This window comes from Coprococcus sp. AM100_B19A (genome assembly GCF_027662015.1).
In the GTDB taxonomy this organism is placed as follows: Bacteria; Bacillota; Clostridia; order Lachnospirales; family Lachnospiraceae; genus Allocoprococcus; species Allocoprococcus comes.
On sequence record NZ_JAQDKN010000001.1, the window covers coordinates 329,895 to 350,248 of the forward strand.

The 20,354-nt window shown below is 51.8% G+C and carries 28 protein-coding genes and 1 pseudogene; 4 read left to right on the forward strand and 25 right to left on the reverse strand.

Features of this window, described 5'->3' with window-relative positions; genetic code table 11:
* Positions 1-20: 20 nt before the first annotated feature.
* The 10 genes from PGQ33_RS01580 to PGQ33_RS01625 all read right to left on the reverse strand — a co-directional run bounded on the left by PGQ33_RS01580 (position 21) and on the right by PGQ33_RS01625 (position 5,460).
* Positions 21-1,586, reverse strand: a complete 1,566-nt coding sequence (locus tag PGQ33_RS01580) for a terminase large subunit (RefSeq protein ID WP_118574778.1) — start codon at positions 1,584-1,586, stop codon at positions 21-23.
* A 59-nt stretch (positions 1,587-1,645) separates the two neighbouring features.
* Positions 1,646-2,125, reverse strand: coding sequence for a phage terminase small subunit P27 family (locus tag PGQ33_RS01585; RefSeq protein WP_107000223.1), 480 nt, complete (start codon positions 2,123-2,125; stop codon positions 1,646-1,648).
* Positions 2,126-2,316: 191 nt separating this feature from the next.
* Positions 2,317-2,694, reverse strand: a complete 378-nt coding sequence (locus PGQ33_RS01590) for a hypothetical protein (protein WP_270205121.1) — start codon at positions 2,692-2,694, stop codon at positions 2,317-2,319.
* A gap of 199 nt (positions 2,695-2,893) precedes the next feature.
* Entirely contained in the window at positions 2,894-3,166 is a 273-nt protein-coding gene (locus tag PGQ33_RS01595) for a hypothetical protein (RefSeq protein WP_147397789.1), read from the reverse strand.
* A gap of 147 nt (positions 3,167-3,313) precedes the next feature.
* Positions 3,314-3,520: a hypothetical protein gene (locus PGQ33_RS01600; RefSeq protein ID WP_270205122.1), complete on the reverse strand. Its 207-nt coding sequence runs from the start codon at positions 3,518-3,520 to the stop codon at positions 3,314-3,316.
* A 127-nt stretch (positions 3,521-3,647) separates the two neighbouring features.
* On the reverse strand, positions 3,648-3,839 hold the full coding sequence (locus PGQ33_RS01605; RefSeq protein ID WP_270205123.1) for a DUF6900 domain-containing protein: 192 nt from the start codon (positions 3,837-3,839) through the stop codon (positions 3,648-3,650).
* A gap of 170 nt (positions 3,840-4,009) precedes the next feature.
* Positions 4,010-4,516, reverse strand: a complete 507-nt coding sequence (locus PGQ33_RS01610) for a hypothetical protein (protein ID WP_270205124.1) — start codon at positions 4,514-4,516, stop codon at positions 4,010-4,012.
* Positions 4,517-4,661: 145 nt separating this feature from the next.
* The gene (locus PGQ33_RS01615) at positions 4,662-4,922 is read right to left on the reverse strand and encodes a hypothetical protein (RefSeq protein ID WP_107000228.1); all 261 of its coding nucleotides are present in this window, start codon (positions 4,920-4,922) and stop codon (positions 4,662-4,664) included.
* A 15-nt stretch (positions 4,923-4,937) separates the two neighbouring features.
* Complete coding sequence (locus PGQ33_RS01620) at positions 4,938-5,144, reverse strand: hypothetical protein (protein WP_107000229.1); 207 nt, start codon at positions 5,142-5,144, stop codon at positions 4,938-4,940.
* A 139-nt stretch (positions 5,145-5,283) separates the two neighbouring features.
* A complete protein-coding gene (locus PGQ33_RS01625) occupies positions 5,284-5,460 on the reverse strand; it encodes a hypothetical protein (RefSeq protein ID WP_270205125.1) in 177 nt (58 codons plus the stop codon).
* 208 nt (positions 5,461-5,668) lie between these two features.
* Here PGQ33_RS01625 and PGQ33_RS01630 point away from each other — a divergent pair, with 208 nt between their 5' ends.
* Entirely contained in the window at positions 5,669-5,920 is a 252-nt protein-coding gene (locus PGQ33_RS01630; protein WP_270205126.1) for a hypothetical protein, read from the forward strand.
* A gap of 199 nt (positions 5,921-6,119) precedes the next feature.
* Here PGQ33_RS01630 and PGQ33_RS01635 read toward each other — a convergent pair whose 3' ends face one another.
* The 7 genes and pseudogenes from PGQ33_RS01635 to PGQ33_RS01665 all read right to left on the reverse strand — a co-directional run.
* Positions 6,120-6,311, reverse strand: a complete 192-nt coding sequence (locus PGQ33_RS01635) for a hypothetical protein (RefSeq protein ID WP_270205127.1) — start codon at positions 6,309-6,311, stop codon at positions 6,120-6,122.
* A 71-nt stretch (positions 6,312-6,382) separates the two neighbouring features.
* Positions 6,383-6,763 (reverse strand): DUF3846 domain-containing protein, encoded by a 381-nt coding sequence (locus PGQ33_RS01640; RefSeq protein ID WP_270205128.1) that lies wholly within the window; start codon positions 6,761-6,763, stop codon positions 6,383-6,385.
* Complete coding sequence (locus tag PGQ33_RS16755; protein ID WP_330663205.1) at positions 6,751-7,218, reverse strand: DUF4314 domain-containing protein; 468 nt, start codon at positions 7,216-7,218, stop codon at positions 6,751-6,753. Before PGQ33_RS16755 ends, PGQ33_RS01640 begins: the two co-directional genes overlap by 13 nt.
* Positions 7,215-7,694, reverse strand: coding sequence for a gamma-glutamylcyclotransferase family protein (locus PGQ33_RS01650; RefSeq protein ID WP_270205129.1), 480 nt, complete (start codon positions 7,692-7,694; stop codon positions 7,215-7,217). The genes PGQ33_RS16755 and PGQ33_RS01650 overlap by 4 nt, the downstream gene beginning before the upstream one ends.
* A gap of 130 nt (positions 7,695-7,824) precedes the next feature.
* Positions 7,825-8,343, reverse strand: coding sequence for a gamma-glutamylcyclotransferase family protein (locus tag PGQ33_RS01655; protein ID WP_181357161.1), 519 nt, complete (start codon positions 8,341-8,343; stop codon positions 7,825-7,827).
* Positions 8,336-8,572, reverse strand: a complete 237-nt coding sequence (locus tag PGQ33_RS01660) for a DpnD/PcfM family protein (protein ID WP_107000236.1) — start codon at positions 8,570-8,572, stop codon at positions 8,336-8,338. The genes PGQ33_RS01655 and PGQ33_RS01660 overlap by 8 nt, the downstream gene beginning before the upstream one ends.
* Before the next feature lie 68 nt (positions 8,573-8,640).
* Positions 8,641-8,967, reverse strand: a pseudogene (locus PGQ33_RS01665) (amidoligase family protein); the annotation flags it as partial.
* A gap of 152 nt (positions 8,968-9,119) precedes the next feature.
* Here PGQ33_RS01665 and PGQ33_RS01670 point away from each other — a divergent pair.
* The 3 genes from PGQ33_RS01670 to PGQ33_RS01680 are packed head-to-tail and all read left to right on the forward strand — an operon-like array spanning position 9,120 to position 12,323.
* Positions 9,120-10,331, forward strand: coding sequence for a site-specific integrase (locus tag PGQ33_RS01670; RefSeq protein ID WP_270205130.1), 1,212 nt, complete (start codon positions 9,120-9,122; stop codon positions 10,329-10,331).
* Positions 10,331-11,320 carry a tyrosine-type recombinase/integrase gene (locus PGQ33_RS01675; RefSeq protein ID WP_270205131.1) on the forward strand — a complete coding sequence of 330 codons (990 nt, stop codon included), beginning with the start codon at positions 10,331-10,333 and terminating at the stop codon, positions 11,318-11,320. Before PGQ33_RS01670 ends, PGQ33_RS01675 begins: the two co-directional genes overlap by 1 nt.
* Positions 11,310-12,323 (forward strand): tyrosine-type recombinase/integrase, encoded by a 1,014-nt coding sequence (locus PGQ33_RS01680; protein ID WP_270205132.1) that lies wholly within the window; start codon positions 11,310-11,312, stop codon positions 12,321-12,323. Before PGQ33_RS01675 ends, PGQ33_RS01680 begins: the two co-directional genes overlap by 11 nt.
* Before the next feature lie 48 nt (positions 12,324-12,371).
* On the opposite strand, the gene PGQ33_RS01685 is transcribed toward PGQ33_RS01680, so the two are convergent.
* From PGQ33_RS01685 to metK, 8 genes are all read right to left on the reverse strand, one after another.
* Complete coding sequence (locus PGQ33_RS01685) at positions 12,372-13,166, reverse strand: amidoligase family protein (RefSeq protein WP_330663207.1); 795 nt, start codon at positions 13,164-13,166, stop codon at positions 12,372-12,374.
* Positions 13,167-13,269: 103 nt separating this feature from the next.
* Entirely contained in the window at positions 13,270-14,346 is a 1,077-nt protein-coding gene (locus PGQ33_RS01690) for a hypothetical protein (protein WP_270205133.1), read from the reverse strand.
* A 221-nt stretch (positions 14,347-14,567) separates the two neighbouring features.
* Positions 14,568-16,697, reverse strand: coding sequence for a DNA cytosine methyltransferase (locus PGQ33_RS01695; RefSeq protein WP_270205134.1), 2,130 nt, complete (start codon positions 16,695-16,697; stop codon positions 14,568-14,570).
* Positions 16,687-17,958 carry a site-specific DNA-methyltransferase gene (locus tag PGQ33_RS01700; protein ID WP_270205135.1) on the reverse strand — a complete coding sequence of 424 codons (1,272 nt, stop codon included), beginning with the start codon at positions 17,956-17,958 and terminating at the stop codon, positions 16,687-16,689. Before PGQ33_RS01700 ends, PGQ33_RS01695 begins: the two co-directional genes overlap by 11 nt.
* A 16-nt stretch (positions 17,959-17,974) precedes the next feature.
* Complete coding sequence (locus PGQ33_RS01705; RefSeq protein ID WP_118574047.1) at positions 17,975-18,202, reverse strand: hypothetical protein; 228 nt, start codon at positions 18,200-18,202, stop codon at positions 17,975-17,977.
* Positions 18,199-18,366 carry a hypothetical protein gene (locus tag PGQ33_RS01710; RefSeq protein WP_270205136.1) on the reverse strand — a complete coding sequence of 56 codons (168 nt, stop codon included), beginning with the start codon at positions 18,364-18,366 and terminating at the stop codon, positions 18,199-18,201. The genes PGQ33_RS01705 and PGQ33_RS01710 overlap by 4 nt, the downstream gene beginning before the upstream one ends.
* A gap of 528 nt (positions 18,367-18,894) precedes the next feature.
* Positions 18,895-19,254: an HNH endonuclease gene (locus tag PGQ33_RS01715; protein WP_270205137.1), complete on the reverse strand. Its 360-nt coding sequence runs from the start codon at positions 19,252-19,254 to the stop codon at positions 18,895-18,897.
* Positions 19,255-19,257: 3 nt separating this feature from the next.
* Positions 19,258-20,325 (reverse strand): methionine adenosyltransferase, encoded by a 1,068-nt coding sequence (metK, locus tag PGQ33_RS01720; RefSeq protein WP_270205138.1) that lies wholly within the window; start codon positions 20,323-20,325, stop codon positions 19,258-19,260.
* Between the last annotated feature and the right edge of the window lie 29 nt (positions 20,326-20,354).

Sequence of the window (20,354 nt, forward strand, 5' to 3'; positions counted from 1 at the left end):
GTTTCCTCCAAATCTTCATATCAAAAAACGATCATGTCACGTTCGTCATAGACGCTTCCCTGCTGCTGTCCTTCGTTTCGGATGCAGCGATCCAGTGCCATGATCGCAGCGACGATACCATCGATCTTCTCCGGCGATTTTGCCTTTGTCGGCTTGATATTGCCTGCCGGGTCGGTATCCACGACCACATTCCCCGCCATCCATGCCATGACCGGGTTGCCGCCGTGGGTAATACGCCCTTCCATCAGGAGCTTGTAGAACTCTTTGGTAGGCGGGCTCATATCTTTAAAACCCTGACCGAAAGGCACGACCGTAAATCCCATCCCCTCAAGGTTCTGGGTCATCTGCACCGCACCCCATCGGTCAAAGGCAATCTCCAGAATGTGATAGGTCTTGCCCAGCTCCTCAATGACTTTTTCGATAAATCCGTAGTGGATGACATTGCCTTCTGTCGCCATCAGGTAGCCCTGCTGATACCAGACATCATACGGAACGGATGCCCTGCGCACCCGCTGGGGGATCGTATCCTCCGGTATCCAGAAAAACGGAAGCATGATGTACTTCTCCTCTGGAACTCTGGGCGGGAACATCAGCACAAAAGCCGTGATGTCTCCAGTGCTGGACAAGTCCAGTCCTCCATAACAGTCACGGCCTTTAAGTGCTTCCATATCGATTGGCTGATTGCCGAGGTCATAGATGTGTTCCGGGATAAACCGGGTCAGCGAGGACACCCACATGTTCAGACGAAGCTGCTTGAACACATTCTCCTCTGCCGGGTTATCCAGTGCTTCCTGATATGCATCCCGGACACGCTGGATCTGAATGGTCTGCCCCAATGAGGGATTTGCCTTATACCAGTTGGCTTCATCATGCCAGTCATCCTCATCTGTCAGTCCATAGACCACAGGATAAAAGGTGTGGTCGATCTTACGTCCAGCCAGCAGGTCAAGGGCTTTCATGTGGAGCTCGTAGCAGATGCTCTCCTTGTCCGTGCCGGCCGTGGTGATCAGGAAGAACAACGGCTGCTCACGGGCATCACCGGAACCTTTGGTAAGGACATCGTAGAGTTTTCGGTTTGGCTGGGCATGAACCTCATCCAGCACCAGACCTGACACGTTCAGACCGTGCTTCGTACCAACTTCGGCAGACAGAACCTGATAAAATCCTGCGTTCCCGTAGTTCACGATGCGCTTGGTGGCTGCCATGATCTTGCACCGTTTCAAAAGTGCCGGGGTCATCTGCACCATCTGGTGGGCAACATCAAAAACAATGGATGCCTGCTGGCGGTCAGCCGCCGCACCATAGACTTCGGCAGATGGCTCATTATCGGCAAAAAGCAGATACAAGGCCACCGCAGCGGCAAGTTCGGACTTGCCGTTCTTCTTACCTATTTCGACATAAGCCGTGCGAAACTGACGGTTTCCCTTTTCATCCACGATGCCGAACACATCCCGGATGATCTGCTCCTGCCAAGGAAGCAGCCAGAACCGCTTGCCCGCCCACTTGCCTTTGGTATGACGCAGGTTTTCGATAAAAGTCACTGCCCGGTCTGCTTTTGCGGCATCGTAATGGCAGGTCGGAAGCATGAACCGGCTGGGTTTGTAGTCCTTCAGTTTCGGATAGTTTTGGGGTCTGCACTCTGCCATCAGCTTCCACCTCCTCCCAGCAGATTCTCCATCTCATCAGCTGCATCCGCAGGACCGCCGTCCGAAGCAATGATCCGGCTTCGGGAGGACGGGGTCAGACCGAACTGCTCTGCAAACTTGTTCATGATCTTCAGATAGGTCTGGGCGATGGACACCTGCGGCACCTGCTGCCAGTACCCGGACGGAGTCTTGACGATAGTGCCGTGCTGGGTGATGAACTCCTCTGCCTCCTTCCATCGGGCATACGCCTGACAGTAACCAGCAAAGGCCGCCATGTCCACTTCGGTCAGGATGCCGATGGCTTCCATCTGTTTGGCAAGTCTACGCCACTCTTTCTTTGCTTCCGGCTCCAGCCACTTCGGACAGGCCGGTGCTTTCTTATTGGGCTTCGGTTCGCTGGTATTCAGCGGATGCTTGCCCGGATTACCTTCCAGTTCCTTCATGGCGGTCGGCTTTGGTTTTCTGCCTCTGGTAGCCATTGGCATCTCCTCCTTTCTGCAAAAATGGGTAAAGAAAAAGGACCTCCAAAGAAGTCCTCGAAATATCATTTTCCTAAACAGGAAACTTTTCTGTATAACTAACAAATAGTTTCCCATTTCGGCAACTTTATATAAAACACATCGGATACGAGGCACAGCCCCTTTTCGGGGCGTGTACCTTTCGGGTGCTGTTAGGCGTTGGGGTTGGCTTCCTTCCAAGCCTCGTATTCATCGACCAGCTCCGCTTCCTCGATGACCTGCCAGACGCTGCAGAAGCGGCCTCTCTGCTGCTCGATCTCCGCTTCCGTCCAGTCTTCCGGCTTGCGGCTCATGTCGTGGTAGGTATCCATCTCCGCTTTCGTCCGGAAGAAAAGGATCTGCTTCAGCTTCAGCGTTTCCTCGTTATTCCGCAGGCTGTACCGCTTGTCTTCTGCCGCCCTGCAAAGGCTTCCGAGATCGTTGCAGCTGAGGGTCATGTCCTGCTTGAAGGCGATCTCAATGCCGATCAGCTTCTTCTCGGTGTCAGCTTCCTGAATGTTCTTAAGGTAGGTTTTTGCTTTGTTCGTCATGGTCTGTATCCTCCGTGTGTTTTGTTTTCCGTAGGGCTTTTCCCTTCGTTGTGACTGTATATTACCGTCACTGCCCGGACATAGCAAGCGGCTATGCTGCACGATCATACACACCTCTTTTTGTCGGATTTATGTGTATTTCCACACTGGAAGAATCCGCCACTACGAGCAAAAGCCCCCGAAGGAGCTCTGCCCTTTTTCAGTGTGCGTTCTTGATGCACCACTCGATCGCGTGACCGGCATCCGTGTAGGTCTCATCGGAAATCTTCAGAAGCTCCAGTCGGCACTCAATCGGTGACCAGCCTTCCTCTGGGTCTTCCACAAATCCGTATACCGCTCCCTCCAACATGCCGTTCCAATTCATCTGGGCAACCAAAACCCGGTCACCGAACTGCATGATGCTGTCGTAGCAAGGTCTGAGCCGGTCGTAGAAACTCTCGATGCTGATGTTGTTTTCTGGAAAGTCGATCAAATGCTTTTTCATGGTGAATTCCTCCGTGTTTTCGTTTTTCCCTTGGGGCTTTCCCCTTTCGGTATGTGCATATTACCGTCAGGTGCAAAGGATAGCAAGCGGCTAAAGTACACGATCTTCTGCCCGGAATATCAGGAAGAATGTACGTCACTCTGCGTCCTGCTCCATGAGTTCCACAATGGTGTCGTAGAAGAACTGCGGGTCGTATGCCAGCGGTTCCCGTCCGGCTTCCTTATCCATCCTGATCTGGTCTTCCACCATATCCTCTGCATCCTCCAGCGTGAAGGCATCCTTATCGCTGTCATCCATGTGGTTGTAGATTTCCACGATGACATCCATCATCCGTTCTCCCATGTGCTTTTCCTTCCTGCGCATCCACACCCCCACATCTGCCCCAGTCTGGGGCGTTGTCGGTTCATTCGGATTGTTTTGCCACCCGTGGCACAAGCCCCTGTGTGGGGCTGTGTCGGGGGCTGTCGGTTTATCTGTTCATCCGTCCCAGCAGGTAGGCTTCCTCCATTGCTTTCTGGATGCCCCAGACCGGAACCTCAATGAAGTCCTCGCTGTCATTGTCGCGGGCTTCGAGGTCGCCCCGGCTGTCTACCGCTACCATCAGGCGCTTGGCGATCTCCAGCAGGGCTTTTTCTTCTTCCTTGGTAATGTTCTTCTTCATGGTGGTTTTCTCCGTTTTTCTTGGTTTTCCGTTTCGGTATGTGCATATTACCGTCTATGTCACACACTATCAAGCGGCTATACTACACAAAGATAGCTGCCCGGAACTGTGCGTATTACAGCAGAAGAAAAGGGCTGCCGTTACCGGCAAGCCCCATGTGTTTCTCTGGCTTAGTAGTCTTCTTCGTCCTCGTAATCTTCCTCTTCGCCCCAGTCATCTTCCTCTTCATCCCAGCTGTCATCCTGGTCTTCTTCCTCATCCTTGAAGTCCCACATATCTTCGGTCGGCTGGTTTCTAAGGTCTGGGTTCTGCTCAACATAGTCGGCAACCGCTCCGCAAAGGATGTCCAGAACCTTTTCGTAGGCTTCCTCACTGTAGACTGCCCAGGCATCTGCAGTCAGCTTTGCGATTTTGTCGTTGCCCTTGGCTCCAAGGAACCGCCCTGCAGGGTTGCAGGTTTCCTTGCCGTAGCCGATGCCCAGCTGGTCGCCGTCGTTGTAAAAGCGGTATCCGATGCGGCTCATTGCCCTTACCAGCTCCCCTGCGAGGCTGCCTGCCTTGCCCGTCTCCGGTACCAGTTCCTTAAAAAGTTTATTGATGCGGTCTTCGTTTTTCGTCATTGTCGTATCCTCCGTTTTTGTTGTTTTCCCCTTTCGGTGACTGTATATTACCGTCACCTCGGAACACTATCAAGCGGCTAACCTACACGATCATTTGACCCTGCAATTGTCATATTTATGTGCTTTTCATGCCAGCTTTCGGAAGACAGACACGAGCAAAAGGCTGGTCATTTCCAGCCCCTTGCGCCTGTCGGTCTTGCCTTTAGCGGATGATTTCGAGGTAGCTTACGTTGCCCCAGCAGTCCGTTCCCTTGAAGCGGATGCGCTTGTCGTTCTCCCTGTCGAGGGTGAATTTCCGAAGGAGCTTCATCTTCTGGATGCGGTTCAGAAGGTCCTTGCCGTTCTTCGCATCCTCAACGGCATCCCTGATCTCGACCACCGCACTGTCGCTTCCGTACCAGAGGTTGCTGAGTGCCTCTGGAATTCCGTTTGCAAGATAAAGGTTGATTTTTGTGTAGGTCATGTTTTTGTTCTCCTCTCAAAATGTCATCGTTTCCAGAATCTCATCCATGCCTGTCTCCCAGTCATGGCGGCTAAATTCAATTTTGCTGTACATCTCTGCGCTGTCCGGCTCATCGAAAAGCCGGAAGCATTCTCTTGCCAGCTCCTCGCTGGTGTGCTGCTGGATTTCATCCGGCTGTCCATCCAGCCGTGTAAAGGTGATCTCGTAAGTGTAGCGTTCCATGTTCTTTGCCCCTTTCGTTTTGGTAGCTGTATATTACCGTCACTGCCGGATACTATCAAGCGGCTAAAGTACACGATTATCTGCACCCTGATCTGGTGGATTTATGTGTTTATCCGGGGAGGTTTCCCTCCCCGTTTTCTTAGCTGAACATCTCTGCCGTGTCATCGTCGATCCAGAGGTGCATGCCGTCTGCTTCCATGATCGCGTGGTCTTCATGAACCTCGGTGATGATTCCTTCTCGGTTTCCGCTTCCATCGAATTCGTCCCAGTGCCATGTTGTCTTTCTCCCTTTTTTCCATGTTCTCCAATCAGTCATTCTGCTGTCCTCCTTTGCTTTTTGTAGCTGTATATTACCGTCACTGCCCTGTGATAGCAAGGCCATAAAACGTCATATTATCAACGATCTTCGCCCCTCATGTTTGGTACATATATAACCCCTGATTGACTTGCTATATATGTGTTTCTGCGGCATTATACACACAACGAAAGCAAAGAAAACCAAACCAAAACGGAGGACAAAAACCATGAAAAAGACCATTACAGAAGTTGAAACCGCAATCGAAAACCGCATCGCAGAGCTTGAAGAAGAATACGAGCTGGACATTTACGACCGCAACGACATCCGGAAAGAAGAATACCAAAAAGCCGGATGGCGGCACGACCCCTTCCCAGAAGAGCTTGAGGAAGAGGACGAAGAAGAGGAAGAAGATTGGCACTACCACAGCATGGAAGAACGACTGAACGAGGTCGGCATGAGCATGAGGGATTTCTTCTAAGGAATCCCAAAAGGCTCCCCCAGCAGATGCTGGGGCTCTGCCTCGTATCCCCCGTTTTGGTTTGATATGATACACAAAACCGCTGCCAGATGTTTGTGTACATTATGGCGGCGGTTCTCCTTGCTATCGTTGCTTTCCAGAGGTAATATACAGTAAACTGGAAAGGGGTTCCCATTCTTTTGAGGCCCCCATTTTCCATCTAATCGGCTTCGCCCTGCATTGCCTGATGCATCACCCTGCGGTTATGCGCTCTGGCTTTCTTTTTCAGGTCCCTTTTCCATCTGCGGATGGTCACCGCCTTGCAGTGGTTTCTCGACCATTCGTATTCACCCAGAATGTATCTGCCGCCGTGTTCCCTCTCGCCATAAGCCGGCATCTTCCTGTGTCCCATAGGCTCCTCCTGTTAAACCAAGCCCTCCCGGTCTTTTCTGGCCGAGAGGGTATTTTTCTGATTGTGGTATCTTATTCCGGCTTCGTTCCGTCATCCATCTGGATGACTGCCATCTGCCCGAACATGCTGACGAATGCCTCCGGCACCCAGAAGCGTTCCCTGAATTTCCGGATCAGATCCTGGGGCAGCTCTGCGAAATCTTCCTCGCCCAATCCGCAGATGAAGAAGTTTCCCTTGATGGGCTGCTCCAGTTCCGGGATGTATCTGCTGAATGACTTTTCAGTGAATAGCCCGTTGTCATCGGTGACCAGAGCGGCTCGTTCTTCCCACGGGTAGGTGGCTGTGATACAGTCGCAGTCGAGGATGCGGTAGAACTCTTTCAAGGAGTTTTCAATGTCCACCACCTGCGGATGCTCCATCGGTTTGATCAGAAGAACTTTCATTCGACCCATCCCCCTTTCACGATTGCCCAGTCTGCAAGATGCATCTTCTGCTGTCCGCCCCATGCAATGTCCTCTAATGCTTCCTCCGTTCCGCAGCGGTTGCAAATCTGGATGTCCGCCCTTCGGCTGAGTGCCTGCTGCTGATGGTCGTAGCAGTCAGGCTTTGCTCCGCACCTGGGGCAACGTGGGCCGGTCTGTCGCGTTTTACCAAGGTGGTCGAGCGACACCTTGACCTCGGCTTCCAAAGCCACACGGTGGCAACTGTCCGCGCCGTAGGCAATGTTCAGATGACTTCCGGTGTCCCAGTTCACCAAGATGTTTCCGGCATCATCGACCCCGTTGCAGGTTCCCTGCGTTCCGATGGGCGGTGCCTGCCTATCATCCATCTCATCGAGGACGATCCGGCATCCGACCGGGAACTCTTTTCTCAACTTCTTGACCATTTTCTGATCTGCGAAATTCATGCCTGCACCTCCTCAATCATCCGCTGGGCGGCATCCTTATCCATGCATTCCTTCAGCGCACCTTCGAGGATGTGCATCGGGAAGTGGAATGCCTTGTAGCCGTCATGCAGGACTTTGTAGTAATACTGGCTCGGTGCGCGGCGTCCGAAGTCGTTCTCCATGATATATACCATTGCGGTCACCATCTCCGGTTCTGCCCCTTCCCGGAGCAGTTCGATGTTCAGGTCTTCCTTGCGGTAGTAATTCGGGTAGCCCTCATAGAGGTCGAGGTTTCCTTCGTCCCTTTCCGAAATCTCCCACACCAGAACCGGCGTGTTCTTCTTCGGGTTCGGTGCGATGGTGGCGCAGCCCCGGAACAAAAGCTCCCAGCCTGCCAGCACCGCCTGCCCTGCAATTTTTGCATCCGGACACCGGTATGCCATCTGCTCCACCGACAGGTTGCTGCCGTAGGCGATGTAATATTTCTTGTTCTTCATTTAAATCTCTCCCTTCGGTTTTCTCCGCTCTTGTCTGGCGGTATGGTATATATCACTCTTCTGCCCTGATTTATCAAGGCCGATGAGCATCATATACTGCACAATGTTTTTTGCTTTTGATCGTGTACTCTTACATCATCTGCTTCTTCAGATACCGGATGGCTTCCGCCCTTCCGATACTAGCTGTCAGTCCACGCTTCAGTGTGTCCAGCGGAAATTCCCAGTCGCTGTATCCGCCGCGCAGCAGTTCAAAATACTCGGCATCCGGGCAGCCAAGCCGCCGGTCCTCGTGCATCACATAAGCGATGCAGGGCTTTGCCTTTTTCATGCGGTTCCCGTTCAGGTTCCAGACCGGAAGCTGGAACTGCTTCTTGTAGTAATATCTTGGGCAGCCCTCGTACCGGTCAAGCAGGAGTTCATCATATTCCGAGAGCTTCCAGACCACTGCCGGTACGCTTTCATTGGCGTCCTGCTCAATGGTGGCATAGCAGCCGGTCTTGCTCTTTTTGAACAGAAGCCGGTAGCCCTTGATCTCGGTCGTGCCGACCACCACAGCATAGGGGCATCTCTTTCCCATCCGCTCCATGTCGAGGTTGCTTCCGTAGGCAAGATAATATCTGGATGGGCTTCGGCTGATCAATTCAAACATCCGCCTCACCGTCCTCCCTGCCAGTGAATTCCACGCCCTGAAAATCATCTGTCCCAAGCTCAATCTGGCTGTCCTGCCACCAGTCCTCTGCCACTCGCTGGGCTTCCTCCACGGTCGGCTCTTTCATTTCGGATTCATAAATGGTCACCGTTCTCTGGTAGGTCTCGGTGATGGTCACCTTAAAGGTCCTGCCGCCCGGTGTGCTTTCATTTTTTAACGTGCTTTTCATAAACCTGCACCTCCTTCTACCACCTCAAGGGCGGTTGCCCGCCCAAAAGGTGCCCGTACAGCTGGCGCTTATTTGTTGCGCCATGCTGCGTTGCCCTCCATATTCCGCAGAAGGATTTCCCTTGCCGTTGCGAACTCCTCACCAATGAATCCCAGCCGGAGCATCCAGCACCGCATTGCGTATTTGTCGTTGTCGGTCTGCTGGGGCTTTGGGCTTGCTGTCCTGACCATCTTGGCAAGCTGGCTCATTGCGAGGCAAAGCTGGATGTAGGCTTTCATCTCACCGGCATGCAGTCCGTTACGCTTTCCGTCCGCTGGGTCTGCGAATTGGAAAAGGCGGAATTCAATGGTTCCTTTTGTAAAGGTGGCATGGAGGTTCAAAGCATTATGTTGAGCTCAACATAATGCTTTTTATGGCAAGAAAGCGATTATGTATCCCACGTTCCAAACTTTAATTGTACAGCGGCAAAAATTATAAAAACAGTCTGTTTTTCTCTACATAATAACTATATAATTTGAGTATTCCAGATATGATGGAGGTTGTTATTGTGGATGATGGAAATCGACTGACCGTGTATGAACTTGTGGAAAGAGTTATCCCCTGCATCATTGCAAAGCACTATAGCGAAAACTATATTCAAGGCTTTCGTTCGACGTTTAGGAACCTGTTAGCGTACTGCAATAAAAATGAAAAGAAATATTTTACAGCGGAATTGGCTCAGCAGTTCATGCTGGATTGCTACGGTGTGCAGCCGGGAACAGTAGAACGGCGATGCTCACGAGTTCACCGTGCAATGGATTTGTTGTCAGACTACCAACATTTCAACGCGGTTATGCTTCGGCGGAGGTTGAATCGAGAGTTCCCTGCAGGACTGCAAGAAGGTGCGGTCAACTACTTGCAAAAGCTATCTCTCCACGGACGCAGGGAGAATACGCTGCGCAGCCACAGAAATGTTCTTCTTCGCTTTACAGATTATTTGTTCAGCGTTGGAGTCACGGATTACAAATTACTTTCAGCAGATATTGTAAATCGATACGTCAAAGTTGTTTCGTGCAATTACAGCAATTCGGTTGTAAGGCTCCATTACAGTATCCTTTTACGCTTTTTTCAGTACCTTGCGCATAGTGGCTACAAGGAAACAGATTTGTCTTTGAAAATGATGCCAATTGTAAAAGTATCCGCTTCCGCGCGAATTCCTACAACATTAGATATTAGCCAAATCGAAAGTATCCTTGCATCTGTTGACCGTGAAAGTCCACAAGGGAAACGCGATTATGCAGTTTTAATGATTGCAGTAAAGCTCGGCATTAGAACCAGCGATATACGTAATCTTCGCCCTGCCAATTTTAATTGGGAACAGCATTTGGTGTCTTTCACCCAAGTCAAAACAGGAGAGCCGATAACTTTACCACTTCCCACAGACGTTGGATGGGCTGTAATAGACTATCTGAAAAATGGAAGGCCTGTAAGCGATGCCCCGGAAATTTTTCTCCGCGCAGTCGCTCCATACGTCTCTCTGCAAAATTTTGACAACATTCTTATTAAGCATATGCGAAAAGCGGGCATTCCTTTGGATTCAATAAAGCACCACGGGCTTCACTCGCTCCGACACAGCCTCGCAACACATATGTTAGATGAAGGAATCCCCATTACCTCGATTCAGAGTGTATTAGGACACATAAATGCCGATTCTACTCAAAAATATATTGGTGTAAATGTACGTCAGCTTCGCAGCTGCGCATTGGAGGTGACTGATTAGTGTTTGAGGAAAAATTTCTTGAACCCCATTTTACCAGTGTGCTTGCACCATATATGCTGGATGTTGTGGAGCAAAAACGTGCCCTTGGCAATAAATACAACGCCGGTGTTGAGGCACTCAGTGCATTCGATGACTTTTGCAATGAGCAACAATTGCGTATACCTGCCATTTCGAAAGAACTGCTGCAAAAGTGGGAGAAAAAGAGACCTCACGAAAACGAAACCACGCAATGTTTTCGGATTTCGTATGTGCGAATTCTTTGTAAGTATTTGCACAGCAATGGCTATGATGCTCCATGTGCATTCCACCCTGCACCTCATGTAAATAAATGTTTCGTTCCCTACATTTTTACGAAAGACGAAATCGAGAGATTGTTTTCTGCGGTGGATTGTACCAAAGAATCTTCAGAATCTCCACTACGACATTTAGTTATGCCGGTTCTGTTTCGCCTGCTTTATACATGTGGGCTGCGCGTGTCAGAGGCTCTGCACCTTAAGGTTGCAGATGTTGATTTGGATGCTGGAGTTTTAGCCATATACGGTGCAAAAGGAGACAAAGAACGGCTGGTAGGAATTTCGGACTCAATGCTTGCATACATGAAATCCTACCGCAGTAATCCATTAGTGGCAAATGCAAAAAGTATTTACTTTTTCCCTGCTCCTGATGGCGGATTCTATGATACAAGTACAATTTACGATATTTTTCGAAAATGCTTATTTGATGCCGGGATTCCACACCGAGGTCGAGGAAAAGGGCCTCGTCTCCATGATCTCAGGCATTCCTTTGCGGTCCACATTCTAAACAAATGGAGTTCCGAAGGAAAAGACATATATACCTGTTTGCCGATTCTCCGCACTGCTCTTGGGCATGACCGAATTACAACAACCGAAAAATACTTGAGGCTTGTCCCGGAAGCCTACATGGAAGTCACCGAACCATTCAATGACCGATTCCATACCATTACAGAGGTACTTTGCAATGAGGAATAGATGCAGCTACGCCGGTTTAGTCTCCGCATACTTTAGCGTGTATCTGGCAGGAACTAAAAATGTCAGTACAAATACAATTTACTCTTACCGGGACACCTTTGTTATTTTTCATGGCTACCTTGAAAAGTATTGTGGCTTTAAATTAGAGAAAATGCTTTTTAACGACCTTTCCCGCGAACTGATTCTTGAATTTCTACAATATCTTGAAACTGAACGCAAATACAGTATATCTTCTCGAAACCAACGACTTGCTGCGCTGAAGTCATTTGCAAAATATGTACAAATTGAATGCCCGGATGAAATGATTCTGTGTCAGCGCATTCTTTCAATTGACAGCAAAAAAGCAGCAAAGCCGACGGTTCAATATTTGAGTAACCAGCAAATCGATATTCTAATGGAACAGCCTGATATTTCCACGCCAAAAGGTCGCAGAGACTTGGCGATGATTCTTCTCCTTTACGATTCAGCTGCACGAGTGCAGGAACTTTGCGATTTAAGAATCTGCGATATCCGAATAGATTCACTACCGGTTGTACATTTATTAGGGAAGGGGCGAAAAAGTCGAGATGTTCCGCTTACCAAACCGTGTGCACAGGTATTGCGCCAATACATTTGTGAGAACCATCTTGATATACCAGAACGCCGCAATGACCAGCTGTTTACAAATCCGCAAGGAAAAAAGTTGACTCGCAGCGGTGTTTCCTACGTGCTAGCAAAATATAGCCACAAAGCAAATACTGCGGTGGATTCATTTTTTCCGCAGATTACACCGCATTGTCTCCGGCATTCTAAAGCAATGCATCTTGTTGAGGCAGGCAAAAATCTCATTTATATTCGTGACTTTTTAGGGCACGAATCTATTGAGACAACACAGGTTTACGCAAAAGCTAATCCCGAAGCCCGGCGCAAGGCATTAGAAACAATGGACACGAGGATGAATACGCCTGCCATGCCGGATTGGAACGACGACCCTGACTTAAAGGCGTTTTTAAAGACCTTGTAGAAAATTATGCTGAGATTTCTGGTGAACAGTCTCGAAGTAACGTCTGTTCTAAAAGATTCTCAGCATAACTTTTTTCTGCGCATAAAGCATATGGTACCGGCTTGAATTGTAGTGGGCATTCCGGTTTTCCCAGCTTGAACCGTTGCCTTCGTACCAGATGTCTTCCAGCTTGCGCATGGTGGTCGGCTTCTCGCGGTTCAGCCGGTCAAGGAAGCGGTGGTTGACCACCTGGCAATAATGTCCGGTGCGCCCCGCGTCAATCCGGATGGCTCTGCCGATCTGCTGTTCGTGCGCCGCCATGATGTTCACAAGGTTGCGGATGGTCTTTGCGGTGTGGTCGCCCTTGCCGATGTGGATGTGGACCCCGCATCCGCGGCTTGGGCTGCTCTTTGCTCCTGCCTTGCGGAGCAGCCGGATAATCTCCTGCAGGGATTCGATGTCGTCGTAGGTTAGGATCGGGGTGACCAGTTCGCATTTTTCTATGTCCGGTCCGTAGATGCTCACATCCCTCTGGAATTTCCAAACCCTGCCCTGTCCGTCCTTGCAAGCCCAGCTGTAATATCCGTACTCGCTGGCGGCATTCCATGCTCTGGTTCCGAAGTACTCGGCAACCTTTCTTGCCGCTTTTTCTCTGGTGATGTTGTTCATCTCGATCTCAACTCCGATGGTCTGGTTTTTCATGGCTTCAATCTGCTCTCTTGTTTTATCGTTCATGGTATGTTCTCCTTTGTTTTTTCCTTGTTTTCCCTTTCGGTATGTGCATATTACCGTCAGGTGCGGATAATAGCAAGGATATAAAAGAACATATATTCGACAAATATGAGGTGGAATGATCGTGTACATTTCTGCGGTTTATCCGCTTGATAATGTACATTTTCAGAGTTAATATCGGTATAATGGAAGAGGGTATCACTTATTTTCCGGCCCCCATTTGGGGCTTGGGAGCTTACGCTCCCGCCTCCAGCATCTGCGCCGTATCCGCCCCACAGTCGGGCTGTGTCGGCTGGGCTGCATCCTGTGCGGCCGTTTCCCCAGTGGCAGGATTGCCGTTCTGTGCCGCCTGTTTCGCGGCTTTCAGGGCATCCCGCTTTGCCTTTTCCCTTGCGAGGAACTTCTGTGCTTCCTCATCCGTGCGGAAAGCCGCATGGCCGGAAAGATTCTCCATGAGGATCTTGCGGGTCTCTTTGAAATCCGGACCGTTCATCCCCAGCCGCAGGAGCCATGTGCGGAGTGCGTATTTCTCATTCTCATCGTTGACATCCTTTGCCTGGATACGCTTCTGGCTGATGGCCTGCTGGTTCATCAGGATGGCAAGGTGGCCAAAAGCCGTCAGGTGATCATAGTCGGAAGCCGTCGGGAATCCTGTGAAGGAAACCTTTTCTTCTGTGATCACCAGACCTTCCATCGCAGTTCCGCACTGTGCTTCGTAACTCTTAAGCGTCTCGATGAAGTTTGCCACCGTGTAAGTACAGCTATCATCCCGCAGTGTTTCGACCAGATCGGTTTCCACATGGAAGTGCCCGCCCGTTGCCTTGCTGATGAGTCGGCCCCGGCTGTAGATGAGGTTGACCAGATTGCGAAGGCTCACGCCGTTATGCTGGCTGGTGGGGAAAGCAAGTTCCAGATCCAGCGGCACTTCTTCCGGCTGCTCTTCTGCTTCCGGCTGCTCTTCGCTTTCCGATTCCTCTGCATCCGGCTCATCCTCTGCCGTGTCATCCGGCTCTGCTTCGGCCACAGGCTCCTCTGCCAAGTTTTCAGTCGGCTCTGTGTTTTCCGGCTGGTCACCCGTACTCTCAATGCTCTCGCCGCCGCGGATCAGTCCCTCATTCAGCAGGGTTTTCAGCAACTCGGCATCTGCATTTTCCGGTTCGACCAGAAGATTACCGTCCCGGTCGATGGTGTAGTTGCCGATGTCATAAGCATACAGCGGTGCTCTGGTGTAGTAAGGATGGATACCCGTCAGCTCCTCCATGCGATTTGCAAGTGTCTTGCGGTCGGCTATGTTCAATTCAAATTTCAACATAATTCATTGCCCCTTTCGTTTTTTGTCTTTGTACGTCCCGATGTTTTTTTCGGTAGCACATATATCACTCTGAACCGGTCAAATAGCAAGGCCATTTCCCGATATTCTTCATGTTCGACCAATTACACAAGGGACTGCGAAATCTGTTGTGTAAATAGGACCAATATGTAAGCCCACCATATCACCAGGTCGCTTTCTACCTAGTAATATAGCGGGCCAGTTTATTCTTCCAGACCTGCACACCATGCGATGCCGGCCAGAACAAAAAATGCGTTGGCCAGGCATATGCCGTTGCCCCAGATACGGTACTCTGCCGAATCCGTATACGGGTCAGCCAGCCATTTCCGGATCTGTTTCTCCGTTTTCGGCTTCTTGGCGTGGGTCACGATCTTGCGGTGCGTTTCAAACACATCTGCCCAGAACGCCAGCTCTTCTTCGGTCGGATCTTCTGTTCCAAGGTTCCGGCACCACCAGTCCGGGAAGCCCTGCAGTCTGGCACACTCGGTCGGTGTCAAGCGGCGGACGGTATAGGTCACAGGTGTCGGCTGCGCTTCCGGGTTATCGATGACCAGACGGTCATTGAAAGCATCCTGCCCGTTGAAGCCGCTTGGATGCGCCCCGGTTGCCACCGTTCCCATGACACCCTCGTTCAGATGCGGCACCGGTGCGACGGTGGTCGGGTCTTTGTAGTCCCGTGCCATCAGAGTCGGTGCGACTTCTTTTGCCACCTGCATATAGGAGCCGGTGGTCATGGCATACACATCCTCCGGTGCGCAGACTGCATGGCGGTCAGTGGCATCCAGTGTAAAGCAGACATCCTCATTGACGCCATCCCCCTGCGGACCGTTCTCATCCTTGCGGCCGATCATGTTACCCTGCAGGACGAAGGTCTGCTGCTTCATTCCCGGCTCTGCTGCAAGTGCCGCTGACTTCTCTCCCAGATCCCGGACTTCATCCCTCTGGTTCTGGGTAAAGGCGACCGGCTCTACCACGCAGATACCGCCCTGATTGCAGGTCGGATCTCCACCACTGCGGTCTAGTGTCCGGGAGGTCTCCGCTTCATAGAAGCCGCTATGCGGATTATCGGACATCATGGAGTGGCTGGCTTTAGAGCAGACACCGTAGCATTTCGGAACGAACAGTGTCTGGTCGTTGTTGCAGCCGAGGGTAGCTGACTTTTCTTCCTGCCAGATAGCGCCCTTGCCACCGCCTTCACACCCGGAACGGATCTTCAATGTGACCGCCGGAGAGTTTTCAACTTCTTTCACCGGGCTTTCCACTGAATTTTCAACAGCGTCCATGACCATCGGGACATTACCGCCACCCGTACCACACCGGCTTGTCAGTGTCTGCACCTTACCGTCCTCGGAAATCTTCACCCGGCTGTCCGCAGGATGATTTTCCAGTGCGATGGCGGCCGGCACGACACCAGCCCGGAGGGTCGGTGACCGTTCCTCTTCGTATCCAATGCTTCTGGCATTTGCGGAATGCTCGGTACAGAAACCAGCGGCTTCCATAACACACGGCGGATGATGTGCCTCCGCACGGAGGGTGGCTGTCACCTCTTCCGTCACATCCATCCTCTCTCCGCCCTGATCGTTCAGACAGAGCCGTCCTCCTGCTCCACTGCAGCCTGTCTCTCCAGTGCTGCTTTCAGCACCGGCGGCAGCTCTTTGCCACGCACGGAAGACCTCCGCAGAATACCGAGACACGCCTTCGGACTCAAATAATACCTTTGGGGCACTCTGGTCTGCAAAATCTGCGACAAGGTAGATACGTTTTCTTCTTTGGGGAACGCCCCACCATTGCGCATCAAGAACTCGATACGCAACGCTCCATCCGTCTCCCACGTAGTAGTCAGCGTCGGGCCATCCTTTCTTCTCAGGCGCAGGCACCGAGGCGGACGGTTCTTTAACACCGATGACGGCTTCGAGGACTGCTTTGAAGTCCTGTCCTTTGTTTGAGGAGAAGGCCCCTGGCACATTCTCCCACACGATAAATCTTGGTTTTTCTCCATTGGTCTTACACCTCATTTCCTTCACGATTCGGATTGCTTCGTAAAACAGGCTGGACCGTGAACCATCCAGACCGTCCCGCTTACCCGCGATGGACATATCCTGACAGGGACTGCCAAAAGTGATGATGTCTACAGGAGGTAGGTCTGCACCGCTGATAGTAGACACATCTCCATAATGCTTCACCTGCGGCAGACGCTTGGTCGTGACCCGGATGGCAAACGGCTCGATCTCACTGCTCCACACCGGAGTGATCTGCCCGGTCAAAAGCCCGCCCAATGGAAAACCCCCGGAGCCATCAAAGAGGCTGCCGAGGGTCAGCTGTTTATTCTCCATCAGCGACCTCCCTTTCCGGCTCGAAGGTCGCCACTTCCTCGAACTTCAGCTTCTGACTGTCACGGATGACATACACATCATCGTAGTGACCCTCGCTGTGTTCGATATAACGCTTCACGATCACATCCACGAACTTCGGGTCCAGCTCGATGCCTCGGCACACACGGTCGGTTTCTTCGCAGGCGATCAGGGTAGAACCGCTGCCAAGGAACGGATCGAGGACGATGCCGTTGGTCATGGTGGAATTTCGGATCGGATAGCTCATCAGGCCGATGGGCTTCATGGTCGGATGGTCCTTGTTGGACTTCGGCCGGTCATACTCCCAGATGGTCGTCTGCTTCCGGTCGGAATACCACTGGTGTTTCCCCTTCTGCTTCCAGCCGTAAAGACACGGCTCGTGCTGCCACTGGTATGGACTGCGTCCCAGCACCAGAGCATTCTTCTTCCAGATACAGCACCCGGACAGGTAGAACCCTGCATCCTTGAATGCCTTTCTAAAGTTCAGCCCTTCCGTATCTGCATGGAAGATATAGATGGAGCCGTCATCCGCCAGATGCCCGTGCATCTGCTGGAACGCTGCCAGCAGGAACTGGTAGAATTCCGAATCGCCCATGTTGTCGTTCAGGATCTTGCCAGCCGTTTCTTCCACATCCACGTTATAAGGGGGATCGGAAAGTACCAGATTTGCCTTGGTGCCGTCCATCAGGGTATCGTAGCATTCTGGCTTGGTGGAATCGCCACACAGAACGATGTGCTTACCCAGATGCCAGAGGTCGCCCTCTTTAGAGAAGCACGGCTGCTTCAGCTCCGATTCCACATCGAAATCATCTTCCTTGACCTCTTTGCTGTGGACCTTATTGAACAGCGTCTCGATCTCCGGCGGTTCAAACCCGGTCTTTCCAAGATCGAAGTTGGAATCCTCGATGTCCTTCAAAAGATCAGCCAGCAGGGAATCATCCCATGCACCCGTGATCTTGTTGAGTGCGATGTTCAGGGCCTTCTCCCTGGTCTTGTCGATGTCCACCACCGCGCAAGGCACTTCGGTGTAGCCCAGCTCCATCGCTACTGTCAGTCTCTGGTGACCACCGATAATCGTCATGTCGGCATTGACCACCAAAGGATCTGCGAAGCCGAACTCCGTAATGGAGTTCTTGATTTTCTCGTACTCTTTATCCCCCGACTTCAGCTTTTTCCGGGGATTGTATGCAGCCGGCTTGAGTACGGACACCGGCAGCATCTTCAGTTCAGCAGTCGCTTTCATGTAGGTTCCTCCTAATTCAGATTCCCATGCGAATGACCCCTGAAAACGGCACGAAAAAGGAGCCGAACAAAAAGCCCGACTCCATTTCATCTCCATCTTCCTGCGGCTGTTCAGCCATCTCGCACCACTCCGGGTTTTCCCCATTCACAGATGCCAAGACCTTATCTTCCGCATCGTCAATCGCATGTACACAGATACCCCCGGTGTTGAACATCGGATACACACCGATAATCTTCTTACTCACTCCTGTTCGCCTCCTTCTTCCTGCCCCGGTTGGCACAAGCCCGACTGCAATATTTCCGTTCCAATCCGTACTGATGCCGGTAGGAAAACTCCCTGCCACACACCGGACAGATCTTTGACCGCACTGTTCTCCAGTTTTCCGGCTTTGGGTGGGTGTTGTTCCATCTTGACCGGCATTCCGGTGAGCAAAACTTTCTCGGTCTGCCCTTATGATTCGGCACAATGGCTGTACCGCACTGAGGGCAGAACGAAAAAGCCATGTCCCTTATCATCTCAGCCGTGTAATCATCCATCTGCCCTCACCTCACTCTCATTTTTCGCCGTTTCTTCGGCGGTTTCTTAGAAAAATCTCATAATTCATACGAAAAGCGGCGAAGTGGAAATCGGCCCCGTCCCGCCCGGTTGAATTGTTGTTGCGGCGGCCGATTCTCGCTCGCCCTCGCTCCTCCCGGAACAAGCTAAAATGTGCGAAAGCTCCCTGTTTTCGAGAAGTTTCACACACTTTGGTTCATTTCGGGGAATAAGAATGGCACCGGAACGAAAGCTCCGATGCCTGTACATTTTCCTGTTTCATTTTGCGCCGTTATTCCTCTGACCCCCGGCCTACCAATTTTGCGGTTTTTCACAGAAAAGGGGCCACCGGTCTCCGTGTGACTTCACCGTAGAGAAGTGGCCCCGGCCCCGGTGGGGCTGTCAGTAGGTGTAGGTCGGGTTGATGTCTTCGGTCAGCGTCTTCTTATCGTGGCAGCTTTTGCAGAGCGGCTGCCAGTTGTTCTGATTCCAGAAAAGCTTCTGGTCACCACGGTGTGGAATGATGTGATCCACAACCGTTGCCCGGACGTACTTGCCCTGCTTGGCGCACTGCACACAGAGTGGATGAGCTTCCAGATACGACTTTCTGACTTTCTGCCACCGCCTGTTGTATCCACGCTTCGCTGCCGGGCGGGTCACCTCTGGATGGAGAGGCAGGTGCTTCTCACAGTAGAGCCGGCCGGCTTCCACCAGCTCTGGGCAGCCGGGGTGATGGCACGGTGTCTTTGGTCTGTATGGCATGGGTCAGTCCTCCCACGGAAGACCAGCCTTACCGAAGTGACCGTAAGCACTGACCTTGTTGTAGTCCACGTCCAGCAGTCCCAGTCGCTTGATGATCCCCTGCGGGGTCAGATCGTAGCTGTCATTGATGTAGGCTTGGATAAAGTCCAGTGCTTCATGTTCCGTACCGAAGCACTCCACCGACACACCGACTGGCTGTACCACGCCGATGGCGTAGGCCAGCTGGACTTCGCACTTGTCAGCGTAGCCTGCCTGCACGATGTCCTTGGCGATCTTCCGTGCCATGTATGCAGCAGAGCGATCCACCTTGGTTGGGTCCTTGCCGGACAAAGCACCGCCGCCGATACGACCGATGCCGCCGTAGGTATCGCACGCCAGCTTCCTGCCGGTCACACCACAGTCTGCAAAGCTGCCGCCCAGCACGAAACGACCGGTCGGGTTGACCAGCTTCTGGAAGTCACCGTCCAGACCGTACTCGCAGGCGGCAAGCACCATCATGGATTCGATGATGTGCCGGAAGTCGCTGACCTCCACATCCGGGCTGTGCTGCACGGAGCAGAGGAAGGTGGTGATACGGCCAGTGTCGTAATCGTAGCTGACCTGCGCCTTGGCATCTGCACGGAACATCCTGCTGGGATGTGCTTTCAGCAGTTGCAGAAACTTAGTGGCAACCATGTAAGGAATCGGCATCTGCTCTGCCGTTTCGTTGGTGGCGTAACCATACATGATGCCCTGGTCACCGGCACCGCCCTTATCCACACCAAGTGCGATATCCGGCGACTGCTTGTCCACCAGAATGCCGATACGGAGCAGCTCCCTCATATCAAAGCCCAGCTTCTCGGCACCGATGCGGGTAAGCACATCATGAACGATCTGGTGGTAGTTCGGTTGGTAGTCAGTCGTGACCTCGCCGGCAATAAAGAGCTGGTTCTTTTTCAGCAGGCACTCGATTGCCACGCGGGCGTTCTTGTCGTGCTGAAGGATGTCTGTCACGATGGCATCTGCGATCTGGTCACAGATCTTGTCGGGATGTCCATCGCTGACCTGCTCACAGGTGATAATCTTACTCATGTTCTGTCCTCTCTTTCATGTATCACAAA

Bases quoted from the DNA above. Each gene is read 5' to 3' on its own strand.
- PGQ33_RS01580 (WP_118574778.1), bottom strand. From the start codon at position 1,586: ATGCTTCCGACCTGCCATTACGATGCCGCAAAAGCAGACCGGGCAGTG.
- PGQ33_RS01585 (WP_107000223.1), bottom strand. From the start codon at position 2,125: ATGGCTACCAGAGGCAGAAAACCAAAGCCGACCGCCATGAAGGAACTG.
- PGQ33_RS01590 (WP_270205121.1), bottom strand. From the start codon at position 2,694: ATGACGAACAAAGCAAAAACCTACCTTAAGAACATTCAGGAAGCTGAC.
- PGQ33_RS01600 (WP_270205122.1), bottom strand. From the start codon at position 3,520: ATGGGAGAACGGATGATGGATGTCATCGTGGAAATCTACAACCACATG.
- PGQ33_RS01605 (WP_270205123.1), bottom strand. From the start codon at position 3,839: ATGAAGAAGAACATTACCAAGGAAGAAGAAAAAGCCCTGCTGGAGATC.
- PGQ33_RS01615 (WP_107000228.1), bottom strand. From the start codon at position 4,922: ATGACCTACACAAAAATCAACCTTTATCTTGCAAACGGAATTCCAGAG.
- PGQ33_RS01620 (WP_107000229.1), bottom strand. From the start codon at position 5,144: ATGGAACGCTACACTTACGAGATCACCTTTACACGGCTGGATGGACAG.
- PGQ33_RS01625 (WP_270205125.1), bottom strand. From the start codon at position 5,460: ATGACTGATTGGAGAACATGGAAAAAAGGGAGAAAGACAACATGGCAC.
- PGQ33_RS01630 (WP_270205126.1), top strand. From the start codon at position 5,669: ATGAAAAAGACCATTACAGAAGTTGAAACCGCAATCGAAAACCGCATC.
- PGQ33_RS01635 (WP_270205127.1), bottom strand. From the start codon at position 6,311: ATGGGACACAGGAAGATGCCGGCTTATGGCGAGAGGGAACACGGCGGC.
- PGQ33_RS01640 (WP_270205128.1), bottom strand. From the start codon at position 6,763: ATGGGTCGAATGAAAGTTCTTCTGATCAAACCGATGGAGCATCCGCAG.
- PGQ33_RS16755 (WP_330663205.1), bottom strand. From the start codon at position 7,218: ATGAATTTCGCAGATCAGAAAATGGTCAAGAAGTTGAGAAAAGAGTTC.
- PGQ33_RS01650 (WP_270205129.1), bottom strand. From the start codon at position 7,694: ATGAAGAACAAGAAATATTACATCGCCTACGGCAGCAACCTGTCGGTG.
- PGQ33_RS01655 (WP_181357161.1), bottom strand. From the start codon at position 8,343: ATGTTTGAATTGATCAGCCGAAGCCCATCCAGATATTATCTTGCCTAC.
- PGQ33_RS01660 (WP_107000236.1), bottom strand. From the start codon at position 8,572: ATGAAAAGCACGTTAAAAAATGAAAGCACACCGGGCGGCAGGACCTTT.
- PGQ33_RS01680 (WP_270205132.1), top strand. From the start codon at position 11,310: ATGAGGAATAGATGCAGCTACGCCGGTTTAGTCTCCGCATACTTTAGC.
- PGQ33_RS01685 (WP_330663207.1), bottom strand. From the start codon at position 13,166: ATGTACACGATCATTCCACCTCATATTTGTCGAATATATGTTCTTTTA.
- PGQ33_RS01690 (WP_270205133.1), bottom strand. From the start codon at position 14,346: ATGTTGAAATTTGAATTGAACATAGCCGACCGCAAGACACTTGCAAAT.
- PGQ33_RS01695 (WP_270205134.1), bottom strand. From the start codon at position 16,697: ATGGAGAATAAACAGCTGACCCTCGGCAGCCTCTTTGATGGCTCCGGG.
- PGQ33_RS01700 (WP_270205135.1), bottom strand. From the start codon at position 17,958: ATGAAAGCGACTGCTGAACTGAAGATGCTGCCGGTGTCCGTACTCAAG.
- PGQ33_RS01710 (WP_270205136.1), bottom strand. From the start codon at position 18,366: ATGGAACAACACCCACCCAAAGCCGGAAAACTGGAGAACAGTGCGGTC.
- PGQ33_RS01715 (WP_270205137.1), bottom strand. From the start codon at position 19,254: ATGCCATACAGACCAAAGACACCGTGCCATCACCCCGGCTGCCCAGAG.
- metK (WP_270205138.1), bottom strand. From the start codon at position 20,325: ATGAGTAAGATTATCACCTGTGAGCAGGTCAGCGATGGACATCCCGAC.